24 protein-coding genes are annotated in these 25,427 nt (G+C 50.7%); 17 read left to right on the top strand and 7 right to left on the bottom strand.

Annotated elements, in window-relative coordinates:
• Positions 1–19: 19 nt before the first annotated feature.
• Complete coding sequence (gene yadW, locus A7Z06_RS21620; protein ID WP_122998795.1) at positions 20–85, top strand: small protein YadW; 66 nt, start codon at positions 20–22, stop codon at positions 83–85.
• A complete protein-coding gene (gene erpA, locus A7Z06_RS04120; RefSeq protein ID WP_001295564.1) occupies positions 78–422 on the top strand; it encodes an iron-sulfur cluster insertion protein ErpA in 345 nt (114 codons plus the stop codon). The genes yadW and erpA overlap by 8 nt, the downstream gene beginning before the upstream one ends.
• Positions 423–468: 46 nt before the next feature.
• Here the strand turns inward: erpA and A7Z06_RS04115 are convergent, their stop codons facing one another.
• Genes A7Z06_RS04115 through mtnN form a run of 3 tightly spaced genes read right to left on the bottom strand, consistent with a single transcriptional unit; the run spans position 469 to position 2,620 of the window.
• Positions 469–1,092 carry a TRIC cation channel family protein gene (locus tag A7Z06_RS04115; protein WP_000964226.1) on the bottom strand — a complete coding sequence of 208 codons (624 nt, stop codon included), beginning with the start codon at positions 1,090–1,092 and terminating at the stop codon, positions 469–471.
• 36 nt (positions 1,093–1,128) lie between these two features.
• Positions 1,129–1,929 (bottom strand): vitamin B12 ABC transporter substrate-binding protein BtuF, encoded by an 801-nt coding sequence (gene btuF / locus A7Z06_RS04110; protein ID WP_010345996.1) that lies wholly within the window; start codon positions 1,927–1,929, stop codon positions 1,129–1,131.
• Entirely contained in the window at positions 1,922–2,620 is a 699-nt protein-coding gene (gene mtnN / locus A7Z06_RS04105) for a 5'-methylthioadenosine/S-adenosylhomocysteine nucleosidase (RefSeq protein ID WP_000689855.1), read from the bottom strand. The genes btuF and mtnN overlap by 8 nt, the downstream gene beginning before the upstream one ends.
• An 83-nt stretch (positions 2,621–2,703) precedes the next feature.
• Between mtnN and dgt the strand changes: the two genes are divergently transcribed.
• The 3 genes from dgt to cdaR all read left to right on the top strand — a co-directional run bounded on the left by dgt (position 2,704) and on the right by cdaR (position 7,086).
• Positions 2,704–4,221 (top strand): dGTPase, encoded by a 1,518-nt coding sequence (gene dgt / locus A7Z06_RS04100; protein WP_000057114.1) that lies wholly within the window; start codon positions 2,704–2,706, stop codon positions 4,219–4,221.
• A 129-nt stretch (positions 4,222–4,350) separates the two neighbouring features.
• Positions 4,351–5,775: a serine endoprotease DegP gene (gene degP, locus A7Z06_RS04090; RefSeq protein ID WP_000753934.1), complete on the top strand. Its 1,425-nt coding sequence runs from the start codon at positions 4,351–4,353 to the stop codon at positions 5,773–5,775.
• Between the two features lie 153 nt (positions 5,776–5,928).
• The gene (cdaR, locus tag A7Z06_RS04085) at positions 5,929–7,086 is read left to right on the top strand and encodes a DNA-binding transcriptional regulator CdaR (protein WP_000929427.1); all 1,158 of its coding nucleotides are present in this window, start codon (positions 5,929–5,931) and stop codon (positions 7,084–7,086) included.
• Between the two features lie 63 nt (positions 7,087–7,149).
• Here cdaR and A7Z06_RS04080 read toward each other — a convergent pair whose 3' ends face one another.
• The 4 genes from A7Z06_RS04080 to map all read right to left on the bottom strand — a co-directional run bounded on the left by A7Z06_RS04080 (position 7,150) and on the right by map (position 12,373).
• Entirely contained in the window at positions 7,150–7,536 is a 387-nt protein-coding gene (locus tag A7Z06_RS04080) for a DUF3461 family protein (RefSeq protein WP_000272188.1), read from the bottom strand.
• Positions 7,537–7,846: 310 nt separating this feature from the next.
• On the bottom strand, positions 7,847–8,671 hold the full coding sequence (gene dapD, locus A7Z06_RS04075; RefSeq protein WP_001186663.1) for a 2,3,4,5-tetrahydropyridine-2,6-dicarboxylate N-succinyltransferase: 825 nt from the start codon (positions 8,669–8,671) through the stop codon (positions 7,847–7,849).
• Between the two features lie 30 nt (positions 8,672–8,701).
• Complete coding sequence (gene glnD, locus A7Z06_RS04070) at positions 8,702–11,374, bottom strand: bifunctional uridylyltransferase/uridylyl-removing protein GlnD (protein WP_001094592.1); 2,673 nt, start codon at positions 11,372–11,374, stop codon at positions 8,702–8,704.
• A gap of 204 nt (positions 11,375–11,578) precedes the next feature.
• On the bottom strand, positions 11,579–12,373 hold the full coding sequence (map, locus tag A7Z06_RS04065; protein ID WP_001018194.1) for a type I methionyl aminopeptidase: 795 nt from the start codon (positions 12,371–12,373) through the stop codon (positions 11,579–11,581).
• A gap of 367 nt (positions 12,374–12,740) precedes the next feature.
• Here map and rpsB point away from each other — a divergent pair, with 367 nt between their 5' ends.
• The 12 genes from rpsB (at position 12,741) to fabZ (ending at position 25,425) form a co-directional block, all read left to right on the top strand.
• Positions 12,741–13,466: a 30S ribosomal protein S2 gene (rpsB, locus tag A7Z06_RS04055; protein WP_000246882.1), complete on the top strand. Its 726-nt coding sequence runs from the start codon at positions 12,741–12,743 to the stop codon at positions 13,464–13,466.
• 258 nt (positions 13,467–13,724) lie between these two features.
• Positions 13,725–14,576, top strand: coding sequence for a translation elongation factor Ts (gene tsf, locus A7Z06_RS04045; RefSeq protein ID WP_000818112.1), 852 nt, complete (start codon positions 13,725–13,727; stop codon positions 14,574–14,576).
• Positions 14,577–14,722: 146 nt separating this feature from the next.
• Entirely contained in the window at positions 14,723–15,448 is a 726-nt protein-coding gene (pyrH, locus tag A7Z06_RS04040; RefSeq protein ID WP_000224573.1) for a UMP kinase, read from the top strand.
• Positions 15,449–15,739: 291 nt separating this feature from the next.
• Positions 15,740–16,297 carry a ribosome recycling factor gene (gene frr, locus A7Z06_RS04035; RefSeq protein WP_000622418.1) on the top strand — a complete coding sequence of 186 codons (558 nt, stop codon included), beginning with the start codon at positions 15,740–15,742 and terminating at the stop codon, positions 16,295–16,297.
• Between the two features lie 92 nt (positions 16,298–16,389).
• Complete coding sequence (gene ispC, locus A7Z06_RS04030) at positions 16,390–17,586, top strand: 1-deoxy-D-xylulose-5-phosphate reductoisomerase (RefSeq protein WP_000811945.1); 1,197 nt, start codon at positions 16,390–16,392, stop codon at positions 17,584–17,586.
• Positions 17,587–17,774: 188 nt separating this feature from the next.
• Positions 17,775–18,533, top strand: coding sequence for a (2E,6E)-farnesyl-diphosphate-specific ditrans,polycis-undecaprenyl-diphosphate synthase (gene ispU, locus A7Z06_RS04025; RefSeq protein WP_001517776.1), 759 nt, complete (start codon positions 17,775–17,777; stop codon positions 18,531–18,533).
• A 12-nt stretch (positions 18,534–18,545) separates the two neighbouring features.
• Positions 18,546–19,403, top strand: a complete 858-nt coding sequence (cdsA, locus tag A7Z06_RS04020) for a phosphatidate cytidylyltransferase (protein WP_000922432.1) — start codon at positions 18,546–18,548, stop codon at positions 19,401–19,403.
• An 11-nt stretch (positions 19,404–19,414) separates the two neighbouring features.
• On the top strand, positions 19,415–20,767 hold the full coding sequence (rseP, locus tag A7Z06_RS04015) for a sigma E protease regulator RseP (RefSeq protein WP_000948224.1): 1,353 nt from the start codon (positions 19,415–19,417) through the stop codon (positions 20,765–20,767).
• A 29-nt stretch (positions 20,768–20,796) separates the two neighbouring features.
• On the top strand, positions 20,797–23,229 hold the full coding sequence (gene bamA, locus A7Z06_RS04010; protein ID WP_001240898.1) for an outer membrane protein assembly factor BamA: 2,433 nt from the start codon (positions 20,797–20,799) through the stop codon (positions 23,227–23,229).
• Between the two features lie 121 nt (positions 23,230–23,350).
• The gene (gene skp / locus A7Z06_RS04005) at positions 23,351–23,836 is read left to right on the top strand and encodes a molecular chaperone Skp (RefSeq protein WP_000758956.1); all 486 of its coding nucleotides are present in this window, start codon (positions 23,351–23,353) and stop codon (positions 23,834–23,836) included.
• A 3-nt stretch (positions 23,837–23,839) separates the two neighbouring features.
• A complete protein-coding gene (lpxD, locus tag A7Z06_RS04000; protein ID WP_001139279.1) occupies positions 23,840–24,865 on the top strand; it encodes a UDP-3-O-(3-hydroxymyristoyl)glucosamine N-acyltransferase in 1,026 nt (341 codons plus the stop codon).
• A gap of 104 nt (positions 24,866–24,969) precedes the next feature.
• Entirely contained in the window at positions 24,970–25,425 is a 456-nt protein-coding gene (fabZ, locus tag A7Z06_RS03995) for a 3-hydroxyacyl-ACP dehydratase FabZ (protein WP_000210739.1), read from the top strand.
• The last annotated feature ends 2 nt before the right edge of the window (positions 25,426–25,427 follow it).

Genomic DNA, 25,427 nt, shown 5'->3' with positions numbered 1-25,427 from the left:
AATACCAGGGTATTAGATAATGGCAGTTATTATTGGGTTAGAATTTGCCCAATTGCCGATGTCGTTTGGAGCAAAATATGAGTGATGACGTAGCACTGCCGCTGGAGTTTACCGACGCAGCAGCCAACAAAGTTAAAAGCCTGATCGCTGACGAAGATAACCCGAATCTGAAATTACGCGTGTATATCACCGGTGGCGGTTGCAGCGGCTTCCAGTATGGTTTCACCTTTGATGATCAGGTGAACGAAGGCGATATGACCATCGAAAAACAGGGCGTTGGCCTGGTGGTTGATCCGATGAGCCTGCAATATCTGGTCGGCGGTTCCGTTGATTATACCGAAGGTCTGGAAGGTTCACGCTTCATCGTAACCAACCCGAATGCGAAAAGCACCTGCGGTTGCGGTTCTTCCTTCAGCATCTAATCTGCTGTTAATGTGCCGGATAAACTATCCGGCACACCTTCTCTCTTCAACGCCCATTCTCATCCAGCGCAAACGTCGGCAATTTCAGATGCCACCGAATAGCCGCCAGCCGTATCAATAGCGTTACAACCATTCCCATCATACTGGCTGTTTCCAGCGGTACGGAGAAGGTGTAATGAGCTGTAGCGTGGACAATACCGCCGATAATACAGGCCGTCGCGTAGATTTCTGTGCGTAATATCATCGGAACTTCGCGCGCCAGTACATCGCGGATGATCCCGCCGCCAACGCCGGTGATCACACCCATACAAACCGCGATTAACGGACCGGCTTCCGCATTAAAGGCTTTGTTGACACCAATGCCAACAAACACTGCCAGACCAACAGCATCCAGCACCGGCAGCATCCATTTGGGTAAGCGCCTTGGCTGGCGTACCAGAACGATAGTCAGCATACTGGTCACCATCGCGACGACCAGATCGGTGGGATCTTTCACCCAAAATACCGGACCGTGATCCAGCGCCATGTCGCGAATTGTCCCGCCACCTACTGCGGTAACCACGCCCAGAACCAGGACGCCAAAAGGGTCCATACGCAATTTTCCGGCCAGCAAAACGCCGGAGATGGCAAATACCGCTGTACCGACTATATCCAGCCAATAGACGAGCATTTTTCAATCCCCACTGAGCACCTGAAAGGTCAGGCGCTAATCCACTTGTGAAAGCGCATTACAGAGTTGTTGTGCAGCGAGGATAATACGTGGGCTTGCGCGTTCAAACCAGTCACTTGTGAGAGGAATAACGGGAATTTTGAGTTGTTCGCCCCAGTATTGCTTTATTTTAGGAATTTTATCCGCTCCGCCAGTGATGACAATGGCCTGCGGTGCGCGTGCTAATACTTGTTCACGGCTAACCTGCGGCCAGGGAACTCGACTGTCTTTAAAGATGTTTTCTCCGCCGCAAACTTCCAGTATCTGGTTCTGAATCGACTCTTTTCCGCTGGTGAATGGCGGATTAATGCCGAATTGTAAGAAAACACGTTTTTTCGGTTTATCAGCATATTGCGCTTTCAGTTGCGCATACTGTTCCAGTAAGGTTTGCGCGGCTTTTCCGGCCTTGTCAGGTTGCGGACTCCAGGGAGCCAGTTGGCGTAACGCATCGGCAATTTGTTCAATGCTTGTCGCATCGACCCACATGACTTTTATTCCCAGCGAAGCAAGTTGGTCAACCTGCCGCTCGGCGTTCCCTCCGCGCCAGGCAACCACCAAATCGGGTTTCAGCGCCACGATGCGTTCCAGATTCATCCCTTGCCAGGTGGAAACCTGCTCAATATTCTGCGCTTCTGGCGGATAGTCGGAATAACTGCTGACCCCTACCGGCGTGATCCCGGCGGCAAAGGCAAGTTCAGTGTTGGCGGGAGAAAGTGTGATAACGCGCGGCGCGGCGTTGAGCCACAGCGGTGCGAGAAAAGACAGGGCGACCAGCGCCCTGAACAGTGACTTAGCCATGCGCCAGTTTCTGCACCAGTGACTCAACCATCAGGCTGGACTGTTTGGCTGCAACGGCCAGAAATTCGTCGAAGCTGAGATGAGACTGTTGATCGGCCACGTCGGAGATGGCGCGTACCACCACAAACGGTACATTAAAATTGTGGCAGACATGAGCGATAGCTGTCGCTTCCATCTCTACCGCAATGGCCTGCGGGAAATTGTGGCGGATTTTCGCCAGACCAACAGAGCCGTTGATGAACGCGTCGCCGCTGACAATCAGGCCTCGTACAGCGTTAAGATTCAGTTCGGCAATGCAGGACTCGGCGGCAGCGATCAGTTTATCATCAGCTTTGAAGCCTGCCGGACAGCCAGGTAACTGACCATATTCATAACCAAATGCCGTGACATCCGCGTCGTGATAACGTGCTTCGTCAGAGACAACGATATCGCCCACTTTCAGCGTTGGCGCCAGGCCCCCTGCAGAACCGGTGTTAATAATCACATCTGGTTTGCAGTGTTCCAGCAGCAGAGTCGCACCCAGCGCCGCAGCGACTTTACCGATGCCCGATTTCAGAAGCGCAACCTCGGTTCCGTTCAGTTGACCTGTGTAGATTTCACAGCCACCCAGACGGAGAGTTTGACGGTTTTCGATTTTGTCACGCAGTAGCGTAACTTCTTCTTCCATTGCACCAATGATGCCGATTTTCATAGATTTACTCGCGATAAGCCTGATTTGAGGGCATAGTTTATCATGCGCTTAAGAGGAAGCGTATTTCTCACGCGGGAGAGGACATGGCACAGATTGATTTCCGAAACAAAATAAACTGGCATCGTCGTTATCGTTCACCGCAGGGCGTTAAAACCGAACATGAGATCTTGCGGATCTTTGAAAGCGATCGCGGGCGTATTATTAACTCTCCGGCGATTCGTCGTCTGCAACAAAAGACCCAGGTTTTTCCACTGGAGCGCAATGCCGCCGTGCGCACGCGTCTTACCCACTCGATGGAAGTCCAGCAGGTGGGGCGCTACATCGCCAAAGAAATTTTAAGCCGTCTGAAAGAGCTTAAATTGCTGGAAGCATACGGCCTGGATGAACTGACCGGGCCGTTTGAAAGCATTGTCGAGATGTCATGCCTGATGCACGATATCGGTAATCCACCGTTTGGTCATTTTGGCGAAGCGGCTATAAATGACTGGTTTCGCCAGCGTTTGTACCCAGCGGATGCCGAAAGTCAGCCGCTGACCGACGATCGCTGTAGCGTGACAGCGTTGCGATTGCGGGAAGGAGAGGAACAACTCAACGAGCTGCGGCGCAAAATTCGTCAGGACTTATGTCATTTTGAAGGTAATGCACAAGGTATTCGTCTGGTGCATACATTGATGCGGATGAATCTCACCTGGGCGCAGGTTGGCGGTATTTTAAAATATACTCGTCCGGCGTGGTGGCGTGGTGAAACGCCTGAGACTCACCACTATTTAATGAAAAAACCGGGCTATTATCTTTCTGAAGAAGCCTATATTGCCCGTTTGCGTAAAGAACTTAATTTGGCGCTTTACAGTCGTTTTCCATTAACGTGGATTATGGAAGCAGCTGACGATATCTCTTATTGTGTGGCTGATCTTGAAGATGCGGTAGAGAAAAGAATATTTACCGTTGAGCAGCTTTATCATCATTTGCATGATGCGTGGGGTCAGCATGAGAAAGGTTCTCTGTTTGCACAAGTGGTAGAAAATGCCTGGGAAAAATCGCGCTCAAATAGTTTAAGCCGCAGTACGGAAGATCAGTTTTTTATGTATTTACGGGTGAACACCCTCAATAAGCTGGTGCCCTATGCGGCACAACGATTTATTGATAATTTGCCGACGATTTTTGCCGGAACGTTTAATCATGCCCTGTTAGAAGATGCCAGTGAATGTAGTGAACTTTTAAAATTATATAAAAATGTCGCCGTAAAACATGTGTTTAGCCATCCAGATGTCGAGCAGCTTGAGTTGCAGGGGTATCGGGTGATTAGCGGGTTATTAGAGATTTATCGTCCTTTATTAAGCATGTCATTATCAGACTTTACTGAACTGGTAGAAAAAGAGCGAGTAAAACGTTTCCCCATTGAATCACGCTTATTCCACAAGCTCTCAACGCGCCATCGGCTGGCCTATGTCGAGGCTGTCAGTAAATTACCGTCAGATTCTCCTGAGTTCCCGTTATGGGAATATTATTATCGTTGTCGGCTGTTACAGGATTATATCAGCGGCATGACGGACCTTTATGCGTGGGATGAATATCGGCGGCTGATGGCGGTAGAACAATAACCAGGCTTTTGTAAAGACGGACAATAAATTTTTACTTTTTGCAGAAACTTTAGTTCGGAACTTCGCGCTATAAAACGAATCTGAAGAACACAGCAATTTTGCGTTATCTGTTAATCGAGACTGAAATACATGAAAAAAACCACATTAGCACTGAGTGCATTGGCTCTGAGTTTAGGTTTGGCGTTATCTCCGCTCTCTGCGACGGCGGCTGAGACATCTTCAGCAACGACAGCACAGCAGATGCCAAGCCTTGCACCGATGCTCGAAAAGGTGATGCCTTCGGTGGTCAGTATTAACGTAGAAGGTAGCACAACCGTCAATACGCCGCGTATGCCGCGTAATTTCCAGCAGTTCTTCGGCGATGATTCTCCGTTCTGCCAGGACGGTTCTCCGTTCCAGAGCTCTCCGTTCTGCCAGGGGGGCCAGGGCGGCAATGGCGGCGGCCAGCAACAAAAATTCATGGCGCTGGGTTCCGGCGTTATTATTGATGCCGATAAAGGCTATGTCGTCACCAACAACCACGTTGTTGATAATGCGACGGTAATTAAAGTCCAACTGAGCGATGGCCGTAAGTTCGACGCGAAGATGGTTGGCAAAGATCCGCGCTCTGATATCGCGCTGATCCAGATCCAGAACCCGAAAAACCTGACTGCAATTAAGATGGCGGATTCCGACGCGCTGCGCGTGGGTGATTACACCGTCGCTATCGGTAACCCGTTTGGTCTGGGCGAGACGGTAACTTCCGGTATCGTCTCTGCGTTGGGGCGTAGCGGCCTGAATGCCGAAAACTACGAAAACTTCATCCAGACCGATGCGGCAATCAACCGTGGTAACTCCGGTGGTGCGCTGGTTAACCTGAACGGCGAACTGATTGGTATCAACACCGCAATCCTCGCACCGGACGGCGGCAACATCGGCATCGGTTTTGCTATCCCGAGCAACATGGTGAAAAACCTGACTTCGCAGATGGTGGAATACGGGCAGGTGAAACGCGGCGAGCTGGGTATTATGGGAACCGAACTGAACTCCGAACTGGCGAAAGCGATGAAAGTTGACGCCCAGCGCGGTGCATTTGTAAGTCAGGTTCTGCCGAATTCTTCTGCCGCGAAAGCAGGTATTAAAGCGGGTGATGTGATCACCTCACTGAACGGTAAGCCAATCAGCAGCTTTGCCGCGCTGCGTGCCCAGGTAGGCACCATGCCGGTGGGCAGCAAACTGACTCTGGGCTTACTGCGCGACGGTAAGCAGGTTAACGTGAACCTGGAACTGCAGCAGAGCAGCCAGAATCAGGTTGACTCCAGCTCCATCTTCAACGGCATTGAAGGCGCTGAGATGAGCAACAAAGGCAAAGATCAGGGCGTCGTCGTGAACAACGTGAAAACGGGCACTCCGGCTGCACAGATTGGCCTGAAAAAAGGTGATGTGATTATTGGCGCGAACCAGCAGGCAGTGAAAAACATCGCTGAACTGCGTAAAGTTCTCGACAGCAAACCATCCGTGCTGGCACTGAACATTCAGCGCGGCGACAGCACCATCTACCTGTTAATGCAGTAATCTTCCTCAACCCCTTCCCGTTCAGGGAAGGGGGTCTTCATGCAATCTGTGAACTTCCCCACAACTCCATATATATCTTCGTTCCTTTGGGCATTTGCACAATGCCGTGCGTTCCGTACTTCCTTATGCTAAGCCGTGCACAATGGAGGGCTTATGGCTGGCTGGCATCTTGATACCAAAATGGCGCAGGATATCGTGGCGCGCACCATGCGCATTATCGATACCAATATCAATGTAATGGATGCTCGCGGGCGCATTATCGGCAGCGGCGATCGTGAACGTATTGGTGAATTGCACGAAGGTGCATTGCTGGTACTCTCGCAGGGGCGAGTTGTCGATATCGATGACGCGGTAGCACGTCATCTGCACGGTGTGCGGCAAGGGATTAATCTACCGTTACGGCTGGAAGGTGAGATTGTCGGCGTAATTGGCCTGACTGGTGAACCAGAGAATCTGCGCAAATATGGCGAACTGGTCTGCATGACGGCTGAAATGATGCTGGAACAGTCGCGGTTGATGCACCTGTTGGCGCAGGATAGCCGTTTGCGGGAAGAACTGGTGATGAACCTGATTCAGGCCGAGGAGAATACACCCGCACTCACTGAATGGGCGCAACGGTTAGGGATAGATCTCAATCAACCGCGAGTGGTGGCTATTGTCGAGGTCGACAGCGGTCAGCTTGGCGTGGACAGCGCAATGGCAGAGTTACAGCAATTGCAAAACGCGCTGATTACGCCGGAGCGTAATAATCTGGTGGCGATTGTCTCGCTGACCGAAATGGTGGTGTTGAAACCGGCGTTGAATCCGTTTGGGCGCTGGGATGCAGAAGATCATTGTAAGCGAGTTGAGCAGCTCATTACTCGTATGAAAGAGTACGGTCAGCTGCGGTTTCGCGTTTCGCTGGGTAATTATTTTACTGGACCTGGCAGTATTGCCCGCTCTTACCGCACGGCGAAAACAACGATGGTAGTCGGTAAACAGCGAATGCCCGAAAATCGCTGCTATTTTTATCAGGATCTGATGCTACCAGTTTTACTGGATAGTTTGCGCGGCGACTGGCAAGCCAACGAACTGGCGCGACCGCTGGCGCGATTGAAAGCGATGGACAATAACGGATTGCTGCGGCGAACACTGGCGGCGTGGTTTCGCCACAATGTGCAACCGCTGGCAACGTCAAAGGCGCTGTTTATCCATCGAAATACGCTGGAGTATCGACTTAATCGTATATCAGAACTGACCGGCCTGGATTTGGGCAATTTTGATGACAGGTTGCTGCTGTATGTGGCGCTGCAACTGGATGAAGAGCGGTAGGTTCATAACAAAATTAAAGCCGGGTGATACTTTACCCGGCTCGCAGAATGACATCAGTTACTATTATTTGCGTGTCAGCTTTTCCAGATCCGCTTCAATCTCACTGATCTTATTGGTTACCACTGACTCCAGGTGACGCAAGTCATCGAGGATCTTACGCTTAAGATCAACTTCGCTACGGTCACGCTGGCAGATTTGATCAAGCTCATCAATGATATAACGAAGATTTGGGCTGATTTCCTGCACTTCTTTATAACCCTGACCCACACCATCGGCGACCACCGTTTTGCGCTGACGCGGATATTTAAACTTCACGCTCTTGGCGAAAAACTCACCTTTGTCTTTCTGAAAATAGATTTTCAGAATATCGTTGTTGGCTTCCTGCCGGAGGCTGTAACGATCAATTTCTTCAGGATTGGTAATACCCAGACTTTTCAGATTGTCGTACATAGCGTTACCTCAAAATGAGTCAGTAAATTGTGCTTATCTTAGCATTTGGCCTGGCCCGCCCGGCTCGACTGTGATCGCAGAAAGCCTTTTTCTTCCAGACTTCTATCATGGCGTAAAATTTAAAAAATTACCTGCTTTATTCTGGCGATATTCCAGAGGATGGATTAGCACATTTATCTTCGTTTTGCGAATTACATGACAGTCCAAAAAAGATGAAAAAGTATTTAAAAGAAGGGACAAGAATGAGTAGGGCGAATTAATCTGAGTCAGAAAGCACACGGGCAGCATCGTGCTGCCCGTTTGCATACTTTTAGTCGATGGTACGCAGCAGTTCGTTGATACCGACTTTACCGCGAGTTTTCGCGTCAACTTTCTTAACGATAACGGCACAATAAAGGCTGTATTTGCCATCTTTCGACGGCAGGTTGCCAGAAACAACCACAGAGCCTGCCGGAACGCGACCGTAGTGGATTTCGCCGGTTTCACGGTCGTAAATACGGGTGCTCTGACCGATGTATACGCCCATGGAAATAACGGAACCTTCTTCGACAATCACCCCTTCAACCACTTCAGAGCGCGCGCCGATGAAGCAGTTGTCTTCAATGATGGTCGGGTTAGCCTGCAGCGGCTCCAGCACGCCGCCAATGCCTACACCGCCAGACAGGTGCACGTTTTTACCAATCTGCGCACAGGAACCGACGGTCGCCCAGGTATCAACCATGGTGCCTTCATCAACATATGCGCCGATGTTGACGTAAGACGGCATCAGCACGGTGTTACGGGCAATAAACGCACCCTGACGTACCGCCGCTGGTGGTACAACACGGAAGCCTTCTTTCTGGAAACGTGCTTCGTCGTAGTTGGCGAATTTCATCGGCACTTTATCGAAGTAGCGGCTTTCTGCCCCTTCGATCACCTGATTATCATTAATACGGAAAGAGAGCAGCACCGCTTTTTTCAACCACTGATGCGTCACCCACTGACCGTCAATTTTTTCCGCAACACGCAGCGCGCCGGAGTCCAGCAGCGAGATCACCTGATTTACCGCTTCGCGGGTAACAGTGTCTGCATTGGCTGGCGTGATTTCGGCACGGCGTTCAAAAGCGGTTTCAATAATGTTCTGTAACTGCTGCATTGTTAAACTCTTTTCATATCAGTAAACACATCACCCTTTATCGTTTGGATTGAGGGCCTCTGTCAACCGCTGATGCACTTCCTGCTGCAACTCATTATTAAGCGCACGTCGGTCGGCGGTGGCGATTATGAATAAATCTTCTACTCGCTCACCAATGGTTGTAATTCGGGCGCCATGAAGCGAAATTCCCAGATCGGCAAAAATTTTCCCCACCCGTGCCAGCAGTCCTGGTTGGTCGAGGGCGATCAGTTCGAGGAATGATTTTCGGTCGGTATGGGTCGGCAAAAACGTCACTTCGGTTTCAACAGTAAAGTGACGTAATTTGGCGGGTTGACGACGCGGCTGCGGTGGCTGCCAGCTACTTTGTGTCAGTACTTGCTCCAGGCCAAAGCGAATAACCTCATGGCGATCTGCGGATAGCGGGCTGCCATCCGGCTCCAGCACAATGAAGGTATCCATCGCCATACCGTCGCGGGTCGTGAAAATTTGCGCGTCATGAACGCTTAAATTGCGGCGGTCTAATTCGGCACACACGGCAGCAAACAGATACGGCCGATCAGGACTCCAGATAAATATCTCCGTACCGCCGCGCGTAGCCTGTGGGCTAAGTAATACCAGCGGCTTGCTTAAATCATGTTGTAATAAATGGCGAGCGTGCCAGGCCAGTTGATTTGGGCTATGGCGGACAAAATAGTTAGCGCGACAGCGTGACCAGATCTGGTGTAGCGCCTCTTCGTCGATATTGTCCATACGCAGCAGCGCCAGTGCCTGAAGCTGGTGATGGCGAACTCGTTCGCGCATATCTGGCGTGTTTTGCATTCCGCGTCGTAGCTGTTTTTCGGTGGCAAAATAGAGTTCGCGCAACAGACTCTGCTTCCAGCTATTCCACAGCGTTTCGTTAGTGGCGCAAATATCGGCTACCGTCAGACAGACCAGAAAACGCAGTCGATTTTCCGTTTGTACTTCTTCGGCGAATTGTTTGATGACTTCCGGATCCTGAATATCGCGGCGCTGGGCGGTGACCGACATCAGCAAGTGCTGGCGAACCAGCCAGGCGACCAGTTGCGTTTCGCGCGAGTTCAGGCCGTGCAGTTCGGCAAAATGCACCACGTCTTGTGCGCCGAGTATGGAGTGGTCACCGCCGCGCCCTTTGGCGATATCGTGAAACAGTGCGGCGATAAAAATCAGCTCTGGTGATGGCAGGCGCGGCCAGACGTCCACACACAACGGATGGCGCTGGCGCGTTTCTTCACTGGCAAAACTCTCCAGTTTCAACATCACGCGAATGGTATGTTCATCCACTGTGTAAGCGTGGAACAGGTCAAACTGCATCTGCCCGACGATATGCGACCATTGGGGCATATAGGCGCCCAGCACGCTATGGCGATGCATTGGCAGTAACCCGCGACGCATTGCGCCGGGGTGACGCAGAATGCTCAAAAATAGCTTTCGCGCTTCCGGAATGTTGCACAGTGGTTGTTGCAGATGACGGCGGGCGTGACGTAACTGGCGCAGCGTGGTGGAGTAAATGCCGGTGATCGCACTGTTGCGTACCATAGTGTAGAACATACGCAAGATGGCTTCCGGCTGGCGCATAAATAGTGTTTCATCACGCAGGTCGATAAGCGTACCGCGTAGCTGAAACTCATCGTCAATCGGACGCGGCTTTTCATCGGCGGGCAGGGCGAGGATGGCTTCATCAAACAGTTGTAGCAGCATCTGGTTGAGTTCGCTGACGCGGCGCGTGACGCGGAAGTAATCCTTCATCATCCGCTCGACCGGTTCGTTACCTTCACCACTGTAATTCAGACGCTGGGCGACGCTAAGCTGGCGATCAAACAACAGGCGGTTATCGTAACGGCTGACGACCAGATGCAGGGCAAAGCGAATACGCCACAAAATATGCAGGCACTCGTTTAATTCTGCTCGCTCCGCTGAGGTTAAGAAGCCAAACCCGACCATTTCATCCAACGATGTTGCGCCAAAATGACGGCGGGCCACCCACTGTAAAGTGTGAATATCACGCAAGCCCCCGGGGCTGCTTTTGATGTCTGGCTCAAGGTTGTAGCTGGTGCCGTGGTAACGCTGGTGGCGCTGGTTCTGTTCTTCAACTTTCGCCGCGTAGAACTTGTCGGAAGGCCAGAATCCTTCGCTGAAAATGTGTTTTTGCAGTTCGAGAAATAGCGCAACATCGCCAATCAACAAGCGTGATTCAATTAAATTGGTGGCTACGGTTAAATCCGATAACCCTTCCAGGATGCATTCTTCAAGTGTCCGCACGCTATGACCGACTTCCAGCTTCACATCCCAGAGCAGCGTTAACAACTCGCCTACTTTTTGTGCCTGGTCGTCCGGCAGTTTCTTGCGGCTTAAGATCAGTAAATCGACGTCCGAAAGTGGATGCAGCTCGCCACGACCATAGCCACCGACAGCGACCAGCGCCAGGTCGGCAATCTGACTGAAACCGGCTTCAATCCACAAGCGTTGCAGGAGTTGGTCGATAAACTCGGTGCGGGCTTCAATCAACTGTTCTGCGGAGATCCCACTATCAAAGGCATCGCCCAGCCAACGCTGAAAGGTATCAATATGGGCTTTTATCCCAGAGACGGTTAATTCGTCACGGGGCCAGACGCATGGATTTTGCGGTTGACCGGGCAGGGTGGGGAGAGCGGTATTTGCGTACTGTTCTGGAAGGGTATTCATTGTGCGCCACCCATAAGATTAAATTATCGCATTAAAAAAGCCGGCATTCGCCGGCTTCAGATTGTTGACAAAGTGCACGTGTTCATGCCGGATGCGGCGTGAAGGCCTTATCCGGCCTACAACTCCTTGCAAATTCAATATATTGCAGGAGAAAGTAGGCCTGATAAGCGTAGCGCATCAGGCATTTTTGCGTTTGTCTGCCTCTTATTCGTCGTGCGAGATTATCGCCGGGATGGTGTCATCCTTGCGTAGCGTCAGAATTTCGCAGCCGTTATCAGTCACCACAATAGTATGCTCGTATTGTGCAGACAAGCTGCGATCTTTGGTTTTTACCGTCCAGCCATCTTTCATGGTGCGGATCTCTTTTTTACCCGCGTTGACCATTGGCTCAATGGTGAAGGTCATCCCCGGTTTCAGCACGACGTTGGTTTCACGGGAGTCATAGTGCAGCACCTGCGGCTCTTCGTGGAAGCCGCGACCAATACCGTGTCCGCAATATTCACGAACGACGGAGAAGCCTTCTGCTTCGACAAATTTCTGAATCGCCGCACCGATTTCGCGCAGATTAATGCCTGGTTTTACCATGCGTAGCGCCAGGTACAGGCTTTCTTGCGTGATGCGGCACAGACGTTCGCCCATGATGGTCGGCTTACCGACGATAAACATTTTCGAGGTATCGCCGTGGAAACCATCTTTGATTACAGTGACATCAATGTTAACAATGTCACCGTCTTTCAGCAGTTTGGCGTCGTCCGGGATACCGTGGCACACCACTTCATTAATAGAGATGCAAACGGATTTCGGATAACCGTGATAGCCGAGGCAGGCCGAAACCGCGTGTTGTTCATTAACAATATAATCATTACAGATGCGATCCAGCTCGCCGGTGCTGACGCCCGGTTTAACATAGGGTTCGATCATCTCCAGCACTTCGGCAGCCAGGCGGCCAGCGACGCGCATTTTTTCGATATCTTCAGGGGTCTTGATTGAGATAGCCATTAATTCTGTCCATCAGCGTCGGTGATACCGACAATATATATGTAAGTGCTGTCAATGGTATCACACCCTGTCAAATTGAGAATCATTCTGAACTTCGCGAAACGTGCCACCGAGGGTTTTCTATAATAGAAAATTCAGCGCCTGATGCTGTACACAGCGCCAACAATTATTGGAGTCCACGGCGTATTTGTGGTATAAAGCGCGCCGGACTTCCGATCCATTTCGTATACACAGACTGGACGGGAGCGACAATCTCACTTTGTGTAACAACACACACGTATCGGCACATATTCCGGGGTGCCCTTTGGGGTCGGTAATATGGGATACGTGGAGGCATAACCCCAACTTTTATATAGAGGTTTTAATCATGGCAACTGTTTCCATGCGCGACATGCTCAAGGCTGGTGTTCACTTCGGTCACCAGACCCGTTACTGGAACCCGAAAATGAAGCCGTTCATCTTCGGTGCGCGTAACAAAGTTCACATCATCAACCTTGAGAAAACTGTACCGATGTTCAACGAAGCTCTGGCTGAACTGAACAAGATTGCTTCTCGCAAAGGTAAAATCCTTTTCGTTGGTACTAAACGCGCTGCAAGCGAAGCGGTGAAAGACGCTGCTCTGAGCTGCGACCAGTTCTTCGTGAACCATCGCTGGCTGGGCGGTATGCTGACTAACTGGAAAACCGTTCGTCAGTCCATCAAACGTCTGAAAGACCTGGAAACTCAGTCTCAGGACGGTACTTTCGACAAGCTGACCAAGAAAGAAGCGCTGATGCGCACTCGTGAGCTGGAGAAACTGGAAAACAGCCTGGGCGGTATCAAAGACATGGGCGGTCTGCCGGACGCTCTGTTTGTAATCGATGCTGACCACGAACACATTGCTATCAAAGAAGCAAACAACCTGGGTATTCCGGTATTTGCTATCGTTGATACCAACTCTGATCCGGACGGTGTTGACTTCGTTATCCCGGGTAACGACGACGCAATCCGTGCTGTGACCCTGTACCTGGGCGCTGTAGCTGCAACCGTACGTGAAGGCCGTTCTCAGGATCTGGCTTCCCAGGCGGAAGAAAGCTTCGTAGAAGCTGAGTAATAAGGCTTGATAACTCCCCCAAAATAGTTCGAGTTGCAGAAAGGCGGCAAGCTCGATAATTCTTGGGAGCTTACATCAGTAAGTGACCGGGATGAGCGAGCGAAGACAACGCATCTGCGGCGCGAAATATGAAGGGGGGAGAGCCCTTATAGACCAGGTAGTACACGTTTGGTTAGGGGGCCTGCATATGGCCCCCTTTTTCACTTTTATATCTGTGCGGTTTAATTCCGGGCAGATCACATCTCCGAGGATTTTAGAATGGCTGAAATTACCGCATCCCTGGTAAAAGAGCTGCGTGAGCGTACTGGCGCAGGCATGATGGATTGCAAAAAAGCACTGACTGAAGCTAACGGCGACATCGAGCTGGCAATCGAAAACATGCGTAAGTCCGGTGCTATCAAAGCAGCGAAAAAAGCAGGCAACGTTGCTGCTGATGGCGTGATCAAAACCAAAATCGACGGCAACTACGGCATCATTCTGGAAGTTAACTGCCAGACTGACTTCGTAGCAAAAGACGCTGGTTTCCAGGCGTTCGCAGACAAAGTTCTGGACGCAGCTGTTGCTGGCAAAATCACTGACGTTGAAGTTCTGAAAGCACAGTTCGAAGAAGAACGCGTTGCGCTGGTAGCGAAAATTGGTGAAAACATCAACATTCGCCGCGTTGCTGCGCTGGAAGGCGACGTTCTGGGTTCTTATCAGCACGGTGCGCGTATCGGCGTTCTGGTTGCTGCTAAAGGCGCTGACGAAGAGCTGGTTAAACACATCGCTATGCACGTTGCTGCAAGCAAGCCGGAATTCATCAAGCCGGAAGACGTATCTGCTGAAGTGGTAGAGAAAGAATACCAGGTACAGCTGGATATCGCGATGCAGTCTGGTAAGCCGAAAGAAATCGCAGAGAAAATGGTTGAAGGCCGCATGAAGAAATTCACCGGCGAAGTTTCTCTGACCGGTCAGCCGTTCGTTATGGAACCGGCAAAAACTGTTGGTCAGCTGCTGAAAGAGCATAACGCTGAAGTGACTGGCTTCATCCGCTTCGAAGTGGGTGAAGGTATCGAGAAAGTTGAGACTGACTTTGCAGCAGAAGTTGCTGCGATGTCCAAGCAGTCTTAATTATCGAAAAGGAGCCGCCTGAGGGCGGCTTCTTTTTGCGCCCATCTTGTAAATTCAGCTAACCCTTATGGGGCTGCGCTGAAAAGCGACGTACAATGTCGCTAGTATTAATTCATTTCAATCGTTGACAGTCTCAGGAAAGAAACATGGCTACCAATGCAAAACCCGTCTATAAACGCATTCTGCTTAAGTTGAGTGGCGAAGCTCTGCAGGGCACTGAAGGCTTCGGTATTGATGCAAGCATACTGGATCGCATGGCTCAGGAAATCAAAGAACTGGTTGAACTGGGTATTCAGGTTGGTGTGGTGATTGGTGGGGGTAACCTGTTCCGTGGCGCTGGTCTGGCGAAAGCGGGTATGAACCGCGTTGTGGGCGACCACATGGGGATGCTGGCTACCGTAATGAACGGTCTGGCAATGCGTGATGCACTGCACCGCGCCTATGTGAACGCTCGTCTGATGTCCGCTATTCCATTGAATGGCGTATGCGACAGCTACAGCTGGGCAGAAGCTATCAGTCTGTTGCGCAACAACCGTGTGGTGATCCTCTCCGCCGGTACTGGTAATCCATTCTTTACCACTGACTCCGCAGCTTGTCTGCGTGGTATCGAAATTGAAGCCGATGTGGTGCTGAAAGCAACCAAAGTTGACGGTGTGTTTACCGCTGACCCGGCGAAAGATCCAACTGCAACTATGTACGAGCAGCTGACCTACAGTGAAGTGCTGGAAAAAGAGTTGAAAGTAATGGATCTGGCGGCCTTTACGCTGGCTCGTGACCACAAATTACCGATTCGTGTTTTCAACATGAACAAACCGGGTGCGCTGCGCCGTGTGGTAATGGGTGAAAAAGAAGGGACTTTAATCACGGAATAATTCCCGTGATGGATAAATAAGGGTAAGATTCCGCATAAGTATCGCGGGGGCGTAAGTCTGGTTATAAGGCGTTATTGTTGCAGGCAGTTTGGTCACGGCCAGCGCGCAGCAACCGGAGCGTACATAAGTACGTGAGGATAGCGAGCACTGCCCGGGGTCAAAATGGCAAATAAAATAGCCTAATAATCCAGACGATTACCCGTAATATGTTTAATCAGGGCTATACTTAGCACACTTCCACTGTGTGTGACTGTCTGGTCTGACTGAGACAAGTTTTCAAGGATTCGTAACGTGATTAGCGATATCAGAAAAGATGCTGAAGTACGCATGGACAAATGCGTCGAAGCGTTCAAAACCCAAATCAGCAAAATACGCACGGGTCGTGCTTCTCCCAGCCTGCTGGATGGCATTGTCGTGGAATATTACGGCACGCCGACGCCGCTGCGTCAGCTGGCAAGCGTAACGGTAGAAGATTCCCGCACTCTGAAAATCAACGTGTTTGATCGTTCAATGTCTCCGGCCGTTGAAAAAGCGATTATGGCGTCCGATCTCGGCCTGAACCCGAACTCTGCAGGTAGCGACATCCGCGTTCCGCTGCCGCCGCTGACGGAAGAACGTCGTAAAGATCTGACTAAAATCGTTCGTGGTGAAGCTGAACAGGCGCGTGTTGCAGTACGTAACGTGCGTCGTGATGCGAACGACAAAGTGAAAGCACTGTTGAAAGATAAAGAGATCAGCGAAGACGACGATCGCCGTTCTCAGGACGATGTACAGAAACTGACTGATGCTGCAATCAAGAAAATTGAAGCGGCGCTGGCAGACAAAGAAGCAGAACTGATGCAGTTCTGATTTCTTGAACGACAAAAAACGCCGCTCAGTAGATCCTTGCGGATCGGCTGGCGGCGTTTTGCTTTTTATTCTGTCTCAACTCTGGATGTTTCATGAAGCAACTCACCATTCTGGGCTCGACCGGCTCGATTGGTTGCAGCACGCTGGACGTGGTGCGCCATAATCCCGAACACTTCCGCGTAGTTGCGCTGGTGGCAGGCAAAAATGTCACTCGCATGGTAGAACAGTGCCTGGAATTCTCTCCCCGCTATGCCGTAATGGACGATGAAGCGAGTGCGAAACTTCTTAAAACGACGCTACAACAACAGGGTAGTTGCACTGAAGTCTTAAGCGGTCAGCAGGCTGCCTGCGATATGGCGGCGCTTGAAGATGTTGATCAGGTGATGGCGGCGATTGTCGGTGCTGCAGGCCTGTTACCTACGCTTGCTGCTATCCGCGCGGGTAAAACCATACTGCTGGCCAACAAAGAATCACTGGTCACCTGTGGACGTCTGTTTATGGACGCCGTAAAGCAGAGTAAAGCGCAGTTATTACCGGTCGATAGCGAACATAACGCCATTTTTCAGAGTTTACCGCAACCTATCCAGCACAATCTGGGATACGCTGACCTTGAGCAAAATGGCGTGGTGTCCATTTTACTTACCGGGTCTGGTGGCCCTTTCCGTGAGACGCCATTGCACGATTTGGCAACAATGACGCCCGATCAAGCCTGCCGTCATCCGAACTGGTCGATGGGACGTAAAATTTCTGTCGATTCGGCTACCATGATGAACAAAGGTCTGGAATACATTGAAGCGCGTTGGTTGTTTAACGCCAGTGCCAGCCAGATGGAAGTGCTGATTCACCCGCAGTCAGTGATTCACTCAATGGTGCGTTATCAGGACGGCAGCGTTCTGGCGCAACTGGGAGAACCTGATATGCGTACGCCAATTGCCCACACCATGGCATGGCCGAATCGCGTGAACTCTGGTGTGAAGGCGCTCGACTTTTGCAAACTGAGTGCTTTGACATTTGCCGCACCGGATTATGATCGCTATCCATGCCTGAAACTGGCGATGGATGCTTTCGAACAAGGCCAGGCTGCGACGACTGCATTGAATGCCGCAAACGAAATCACCGTTGCTGCGTTTCTTGCGCAACAAATCCGCTTTACGGATATCGCCGCATTGAATTTATCCGTTCTGGAAAAAATGGATATGCGCGAACCACAATGCGTGGACGATGTGTTGTCTGTCGATGCCTGTGCGCGTGACGTCGCCAGAAAAGAGGTGATGCGTCTCGCAAGCTGAGGATAATCCGGCTACAGAGAGTCGTGCTATTTGTTAGCGTAGGGCTTCAGTGATATAGTCTGCGCCATCTGATCGTAAGTAGTTGGCTTTCTAAGATCAGGTATGCCGTGGTTTTACACGGCTTTTTTTTGTATAGGCTTCAGTATTCCTGAGTACCGTAAACCCTGTCAGGGAATAAGAAACGCGTGATGTTGTCTGCTACTCAACCACTTAGCGAAAAATTGCCAGTTCATGGCTGTCGCCATGTCGCGATCATTATGGATGGCAACGGGCGCTGGGCAAAAAAGCAAGGGAAGATTCGTGCCTTTGGGCATAAAGCCGGGGCTAAATCGGTTCGCCGGGCGGTCTCTTTTGCGGCCAACAACGGTATTGAGGCGTTAACGCTGTATGCCTTTAGTAGTGAAAACTGGAACCGACCAGCGCAGGAAGTCAGTGCGTTAATGGAACTGTTTGTGTGGGCGCTTGATAGCGAAGTAAAAAGCCTGCACCGACATAACGTGCGTCTGCGTATTATTGGCGATACCAGTCGTTTTAACTCGCGTTTGCAAGAGCGTATTCGTAAATCTGAAGCGTTAACTGCCGGGAATACCGGTCTGACGTTGAATATTGCGGCGAACTACGGTGGACGTTGGGATATAGTCCAGGGTGTCAGGCAACTGGCTGAAAAGGTGCAGCAAGGAAACCTGCAACCAGATCAGATAGATGAAGAGATGCTAAACCAGCATGTCTGTATGCATGAACTGGCCCCTGTAGATTTAGTAATTAGGACTGGGGGGGAGCATCGCATTAGTAACTTTTTGCTTTGGCAAATTGCCTATGCCGAACTTTACTTTACAGATGTTCTCTGGCCCGATTTCGATGAACAAGACTTTGAAGGGGCACTAAATGCCTTTGCTAATCGAGAGCGTCGTTTCGGCGGCACCGAGCCCGGTGATGAAACAGCCTGATGGGGGTCGCTTTTGCTGAAGTATCGCCTGATATCTGCTTTTGTTTTAATACCTGTCGTCATCGCGGCGCTGTTTTTATTGCCGCCGGTAGGGTTCGCTATTGTTACGCTGGTAGTCTGTATGCTGGCAGCGTGGGAATGGGGACAGCTTAGCGGTTTTACCTCTCGCTCGCAGCGGGTATGGCTGGCGGTGCTGTGCGGGTTATTGTTGGCGCTGATGCTTTTTCTGTTGCCGGAATATCACCGAAATATCCATCAACCACTGGTTGAGGTCTCACTTTGGGCTTCGCTTGGCTGGTGGGTTGCCGCGCTATTGCTGGTGTTATTCTATCCCGGTTCCGCGACAATATGGCGTAACTCCAGAACATTGCGCATTATCTTTGGCGTGCTAACCATTGTTCCCTTCTTTTGGGGCATGTTGGCGTTACGGGCCTGGCACTATGACGAGAATCATTACAGTGGCGCGATATGGTTGCTCTATGTCATGATCCTGGTCTGGGGCGCTGACTCTGGCGCATATATGTTTGGCAAATTGTTTGGCAAACATAAGCTGGCACCGAAGGTTTCTCCAGGTAAAACCTGGCAAGGCTTTATTGGCGGACTCGCGACCGCAGCGGTAATCTCATGGGGTTATGGCATGTGGGCGAATCTGGACGTTGCACCCGTCACCTTACTCATTTGCTCTATTGTCGCAGCGTTAGCTTCAGTGCTCGGCGATCTGACCGAGAGCATGTTTAAGCGTGAAGCAGGAATTAAGGACAGCGGTCATTTAATTCCAGGACATGGCGGTATTTTGGATCGTATTGATAGCCTGACGGCTGCTGTACCGGTCTTTGCTTGCCTGCTGTTGCTGGTATTCAGGACGCTTTAACGGAAGGTATTATGCTGAGTTTTCTCTGGGATTTGGCTTCGTTCATCGTTGCATTGGGTGTACTCATCACCGTGCATGAATTTGGTCATTTCTGGGTTGCCCGGCGTTGCGGTGTTCGCGTTGAGCGTTTCTCTATAGGTTTTGGTAAGGCGCTCTGGCGCCGAACTGATAAGCTAGGCACCGAATATGTCATCGCCCTGATCCCTTTGGGCGGTTATGTCAAAATGCTGGATGAGCGTGCTGAACCGGTTGTTCCGGAGCTTCGCCACCATGCCTTCAATAATAAATCTGTTGGCCAACGTGCGGCGATCATTGCCGCAGGTCCGGTTGCAAACTTCATTTTTGCTATCTTTGCTTACTGGCTGGTTTTTATCATCGGTGTGCCTGGTGTACGTCCGGTGGTTGGCGAAATAGCAGCCAATTCGATAGCTGCGCAAGCACAAATTGCACCAGGAACGGAACTAAAAGCCGTAGATGGTATCGAAACGCCTGATTGGGATGCCGTGCGTTTGCAGTTGGTCGATAAAATTGGCGATGAAAGCACCACCATTACGGTAGCGCCATTTGGTAGCGACCAACGGCGGGATGTAAAGCTCGATTTACGTCAGTGGGCGTTTGAGCCTGATAAAGAAGATCCAGTATCTTCTTTGGGGATTCGTCCCCGTGGGCCGCAAATTGAACCAGTAGTGGAAAATGTGCAGCCAAACTCGGCGGCAAACAAGGCGGGTTTGCAAGCAGGCGACAGGATCGTTAAAGTCGATGGTCAGCCATTAACGCAATGGGTGACCTTTGTGTTGCTTGTCCGGGATAATCCGGGTAAATCCTTAGCGTTGGAAATCGAAAGGCAGGGGAGTCCCTTGTCTTTGACATTAATCCCGGAGAGTAAACCGGGTAATGGTAAGGCGATTGGTTTTGTCGGTATTGAGCCGAAAGTCATTCCTCTGCCAGATGAGTATAAAGTTGTACGCCAGTATGGGCCGTTCAACGCCATCGTCGAAGCTACGGACAAAACGTGGCAGTTGATGAAGCTGACGGTCAGTATGCTGGGAAAATTGATCACCGGTGATGTGAAACTGAACAACCTCAGTGGGCCGATCTCTATCGCCAAGGGGGCTGGGATGACAGCGGAACTCGGGGTTGTTTATTATCTACCGTTTCTTGCGCTTATTAGCGTGAACTTAGGGATAATTAACCTGTTTCCGTTGCCCGTACTTGACGGGGGGCATCTGCTGTTCCTTGCGATCGAAAAGATCAAGGGCGGACCGGTATCCGAGCGGGTTCAAGACTTTTGTTATCGCATTGGCTCGATTCTGCTGGTGCTGTTAATGGGGCTTGCACTTTTCAATGATTTCTCTCGGTTATGAGAGTTAGTTAGGAAGAACGCATAATAACGATGGCGATGAAAAAGTTGCTCATAGCGTCGCTGCTGTTTAGCAGCGCCACCGTATACGGTGCTGAAGGGTTCGTAGTGAAAGATATTCATTTCGAAGGCCTTCAGCGTGTCGCCGTTGGTGCGGCCCTCCTCAGTATGCCGGTGCGCACAGGCGACACGGTTAATGATGAAGATATCAGTAATACCATTCGCGCTCTGTTTGCTACCGGCAACTTTGAGGATGTTCGTGTCCTTCGTGATGGTGATACCCTTCTGGTTCAGGTAAAAGAACGTCCGACCATTGCCAGCATCACTTTCTCCGGTAACAAATCGGTGAAAGATGACATGCTGAAGCAAAACCTCGAGGCTTCTGGCGTGCGTGTGGGCGAATCTCTTGATCGCACCACCATTGCTGATATCGAAAAAGGTCTGGAAGACTTCTACTATAGCGTCGGTAAATATAGCGCCAGCGTTAAAGCTGTCGTGACCCCGCTGCCGCGCAACCGTGTTGACCTAAAACTGGTGTTCCAGGAAGGTGTGTCAGCTGAAATCCAGCAAATTAACATTGTTGGTAACCATGCTTTCACCACCGACGAACTGATCTCTCATTTCCAACTGCGTGACGAAGTGCCGTGGTGGAACGTGGTAGGCGATCGTAAATACCAGAAACAAAAACTGGCGGGCGACCTTGAAACCCTGCGCAGCTATTATCTGGATCGCGGTTATGCCCGTTTCAACATCGACTCGACCCAGGTCAGTCTGACGCCAGATAAAAAAGGTATTTACGTCACGGTGAACATCACCGAAGGCGATCAGTACAAGCTTTCTGGGGTTGAAGTGAGCGGTAACCTTGCCGGGCACTCCGCTGAAATTGAGCAGCTAACTAAGATCGAGCCGGGCGAGCTGTATAACGGCACCAAAGTGACCAAAATGGAAGATGACATTAAAAAGCTTCTCGGTCGCTATGGTTATGCCTATCCGCGCGTACAGTCGATGCCTGAAATTAACGATGCTGACAAAACCGTTAAATTACGTGTGAACGTTGATGCGGGTAACCGTTTCTATGTGCGTAAGATCCGTTTTGAAGGTAACGATACCTCGAAAGATGCCGTCCTGCGTCGCGAAATGCGTCAGATGGAAGGTGCATGGCTGGGTAGCGATCTGGTCGATCAGGGTAAGGAGCGTCTGAATCGTCTGGGCTTCTTTGAAACGGTCGATACCGATACCCAACGTGTTCCGGGTAGCCCGGACCAGGTTGATGTAGTCTACAAGGTGAAAGAACGTAACACCGGTAGCTTCAACTTCGGTATTGGTTACGGTACTGAAAGTGGCGTGAGCTTCCAGGCTGGCGTGCAACAGGATAACTGGTTAGGTACGGGTTATGCCGTTGGTATCAACGGAACCAAAAACGATTACCAGACCTATGCTGAATTGTCGGTAACCAACCCGTACTTCACCGTAGATGGCGTAAGCCTCGGTGGTCGTCTCTTCTATAATGACTTCCAGGCAGATGACGCCGACCTGTCCGACTATACCAACAAGAGTTATGGTACAGACGTGACGTTGGGCTTCCCGATCAACGAATACAACTCGCTGCGAGCAGGTCTGGGTTATGTACATAACTCCCTGTCCAACATGCAGCCGCAGGTTGCGATGTGGCGTTATCTGTACTCTATGGGTGAACATCCGAGCACCTCTGATCAGGATAACAGCTTCAAAACGGACGACTTCACGTTCAACTATGGTTGGACCTATAACAAGCTTGACCGTGGTTATTTCCCGACAGATGGTTCACGTGTCAACCTGACCGGTAAAGTGACCATTCCGGGATCGGATAACGAATACTACAAAGTGACGTTAGACACGGCGACCTATGTACCGATCGACGACGATCACAAATGGGTTGTTCTGGGTCGTACCCGCTGGGGTTATGGTGATGGTTTAGGCGGCAAAGAGATGCCGTTCTACGAGAACTTCTATGCCGGTGGTTCCAGCACCGTGCGTGGCTTCCAGTCCAACACCATCGGTCCAAAAGCGGTTTACTTCCCGCATCAGGCCAGTAATTATGACCCAGACTATGATTACGAATGTGCGACTCAGGACGGAGCGAAAGACCTGTGTAAATCGGATGATGCTGTAGGCGGTAACGCCATGGCAGTTGCCAGCCTCGAACTCATCACCCCGACGCCGTTCATTAGCGACAAGTATGCTAACTCTGTTCGTACTTCCTTCTTCTGGGATATGGGCACCGTTTGGGATACAAACTGGGATTCCAGCCAATATTCTGGATATCCGGACTATAGTGATCCAAGCAATATCCGTATGTCTGCGGGTATCGCATTACAATGGATGTCCCCATTGGGGCCGTTGGTGTTCTCCTACGCCCAGCCGTTCAAAAAGTACGATGGAGACAAGGCAGAACAGTTCCAGTTTAACATTGGTAAAACCTGGTAAGTGTTCTCCACAAAGGAATGTAGTGGTAGTGTAGCGATGACTTTAGGCGATCAATATAAGATCGCCGGGCCACGCAAAGAACTGCACCCTCCGGTGCAAATGGGATGGTAAGGAGTTTATTGTGAAAAAGTGGTTATTAGCTGCAGGTCTCGGTTTAGCACTGGCAACTTCTGCTCAGGCGGCTGACAAAATTGCAATCGTCAATATGGGCAGCCTGTTCCAGCAGGTAGCACAGAAAACCGGTGTTTCTAACACGCTGGAAAATGAGTTCAAAGGCCGTGCCAGCGAACTGCAGCGTATGGAAACCGATCTGCAAGCTAAAATGAAAAAGCTGCAGTCTATGAAAGCCGGTAGTGATCGTACTAAGCTGGAAAAAGACGTGATGGCTCAGCGCCAGACTTTTGCTCAGAAAGCGCAGGCTTTTGAGCAGGATCGCGCACGTCGTTCCAACGAAGAACGCGGCAAACTGGTTACTCGTATCCAGACTGCTGTGAAATCCGTTGCCAACAGCCAGGATATCGACCTGGTTGTTGATGCAAACGCCGTTGCTTACAACAGCAGCGATGTAAAAGACATCACTGCCGACGTACTGAAACAGGTTAAATAAGTAATGCCTTCAATTCGACTGGCTGATTTAGCGCAGCAGTTGGATGCAGAACTACACGGTGATGGCGATATCGTCATCACCGGCGTTGCGTCCATGCAATCTGCACAAACAGGTCACATCACGTTCATGGTTAACCCAAAATACCGTGAGCATTTAGGCTTGTGCCAGGCGTCTGCGGTTGTCATGACCCAGGACGATCTTCCTTTCGCGAAAAGTGCCGCGCTGGTAGTGAAGAATCCCTACCTGACTTACGCGCGCATGGCGCAAATTTTAGATACCACGCCACAGCCCGCGCAGAACATTGCACCCAGTGCAGTGATCGATGCAACGGCGAAGCTGGGTAACAACGTCTCAATTGGTGCTAACGCGGTGATTGAGTCCGGCGTTGAGCTGGGCGATAACGTGATTATCGGTGCCGGTTGCTTCGTTGGTAAAAATAGCAAAATCGGCGCAGGTTCGCGCCTTTGGGCGAACGTAACCATTTACCACGAGATCCAGATCGGTCAGAATTGCCTGATTCAATCCGGAACGGTGGTAGGTGCGGACGGCTTTGGCTATGCCAACGATCGTGGTAACTGGGTGAAGATCCCTCAGATTGGTCGCGTGATTATTGGCGATCGCGTGGAGATCGGCGCCTGTACTACCATCGATCGCGGTGCGCTGGATGACACCATTATCGGCAATGGCGTGATCATTGATAACCAGTGCCAGATTGCACATAACGTCGTGATTGGCGACAATACGGCGGTTGCCGGTGGCGTCATTATGGCGGGCAGCCTGAAAATTGGTCGTTACTGCATGATCGGCGGTGCCAGCGTAATCAACGGGCATATGGAAATATGCGATAAAGTGACGGTTACGGGCATGGGGATGGTGATGCGTCCCATCACTGAACCTGGCGTCTATTCCTCAGGCATTCCGCTGCAACCCAACAAAGTCTGGCGCAAAACCGCTGCACTGGTGATGAACATTGATGATATGAGCAAGCGTCTGAAATCGCTTGAGCGCAAGGTTAATCAACAAGACTAACGTTCCATCTTTTGTTCGCCAAACTTTACGGCCTGTCTCATTCTTACGATTGCGGCAGGCCGTGTTATTATTGTCGTTTCTTATATTTTGACAGGAAGAGTATCTTGACTACTAACACTCATACTCTGCAGATTGAAGAGATTTTAGAACTTCTGCCGCACCGTTTCCCGTTCTTATTGGTGGATCGCGTGCTGGATTTTGAAGAAGGTCGTTTTCTGCGCGCAGTAAAAAATGTCTCTGTCAATGAGCCATTCTTCCAGGGCCATTTCCCTGGAAAACCGATTTTCCCGGGTGTGCTGATTCTGGAAGCAATGGCACAGGCAACAGGTATTCTGGCGTTTAAAAGCGTAGGAAAACTGGAACCGGGTGAGCTGTACTACTTCGCTGGTATTGACGAAGCGCGCTTTAAGCGCCCGGTCGTGCCAGGCGATCAAATGATCATGGAAGTCACTTTCGAAAAAACGCGCCGTGGCCTGACCCGCTTTAAAGGGGTTGCTCTGGTCGACGGTAAAGTAGTTTGCGAAGCAACGATGATGTGTGCTCGTAGCCGGGAGGCCTGATA

Source organism: Escherichia sp. MOD1-EC6819 (assembly GCF_002965765.1).
GTDB lineage: Bacteria > Pseudomonadota > Gammaproteobacteria > Enterobacterales > Enterobacteriaceae > Escherichia > Escherichia ruysiae.
The sequence above is the reverse complement of the archived record's forward strand: the minus strand, read 5'-3'. Positions and strand labels throughout refer to the sequence as shown.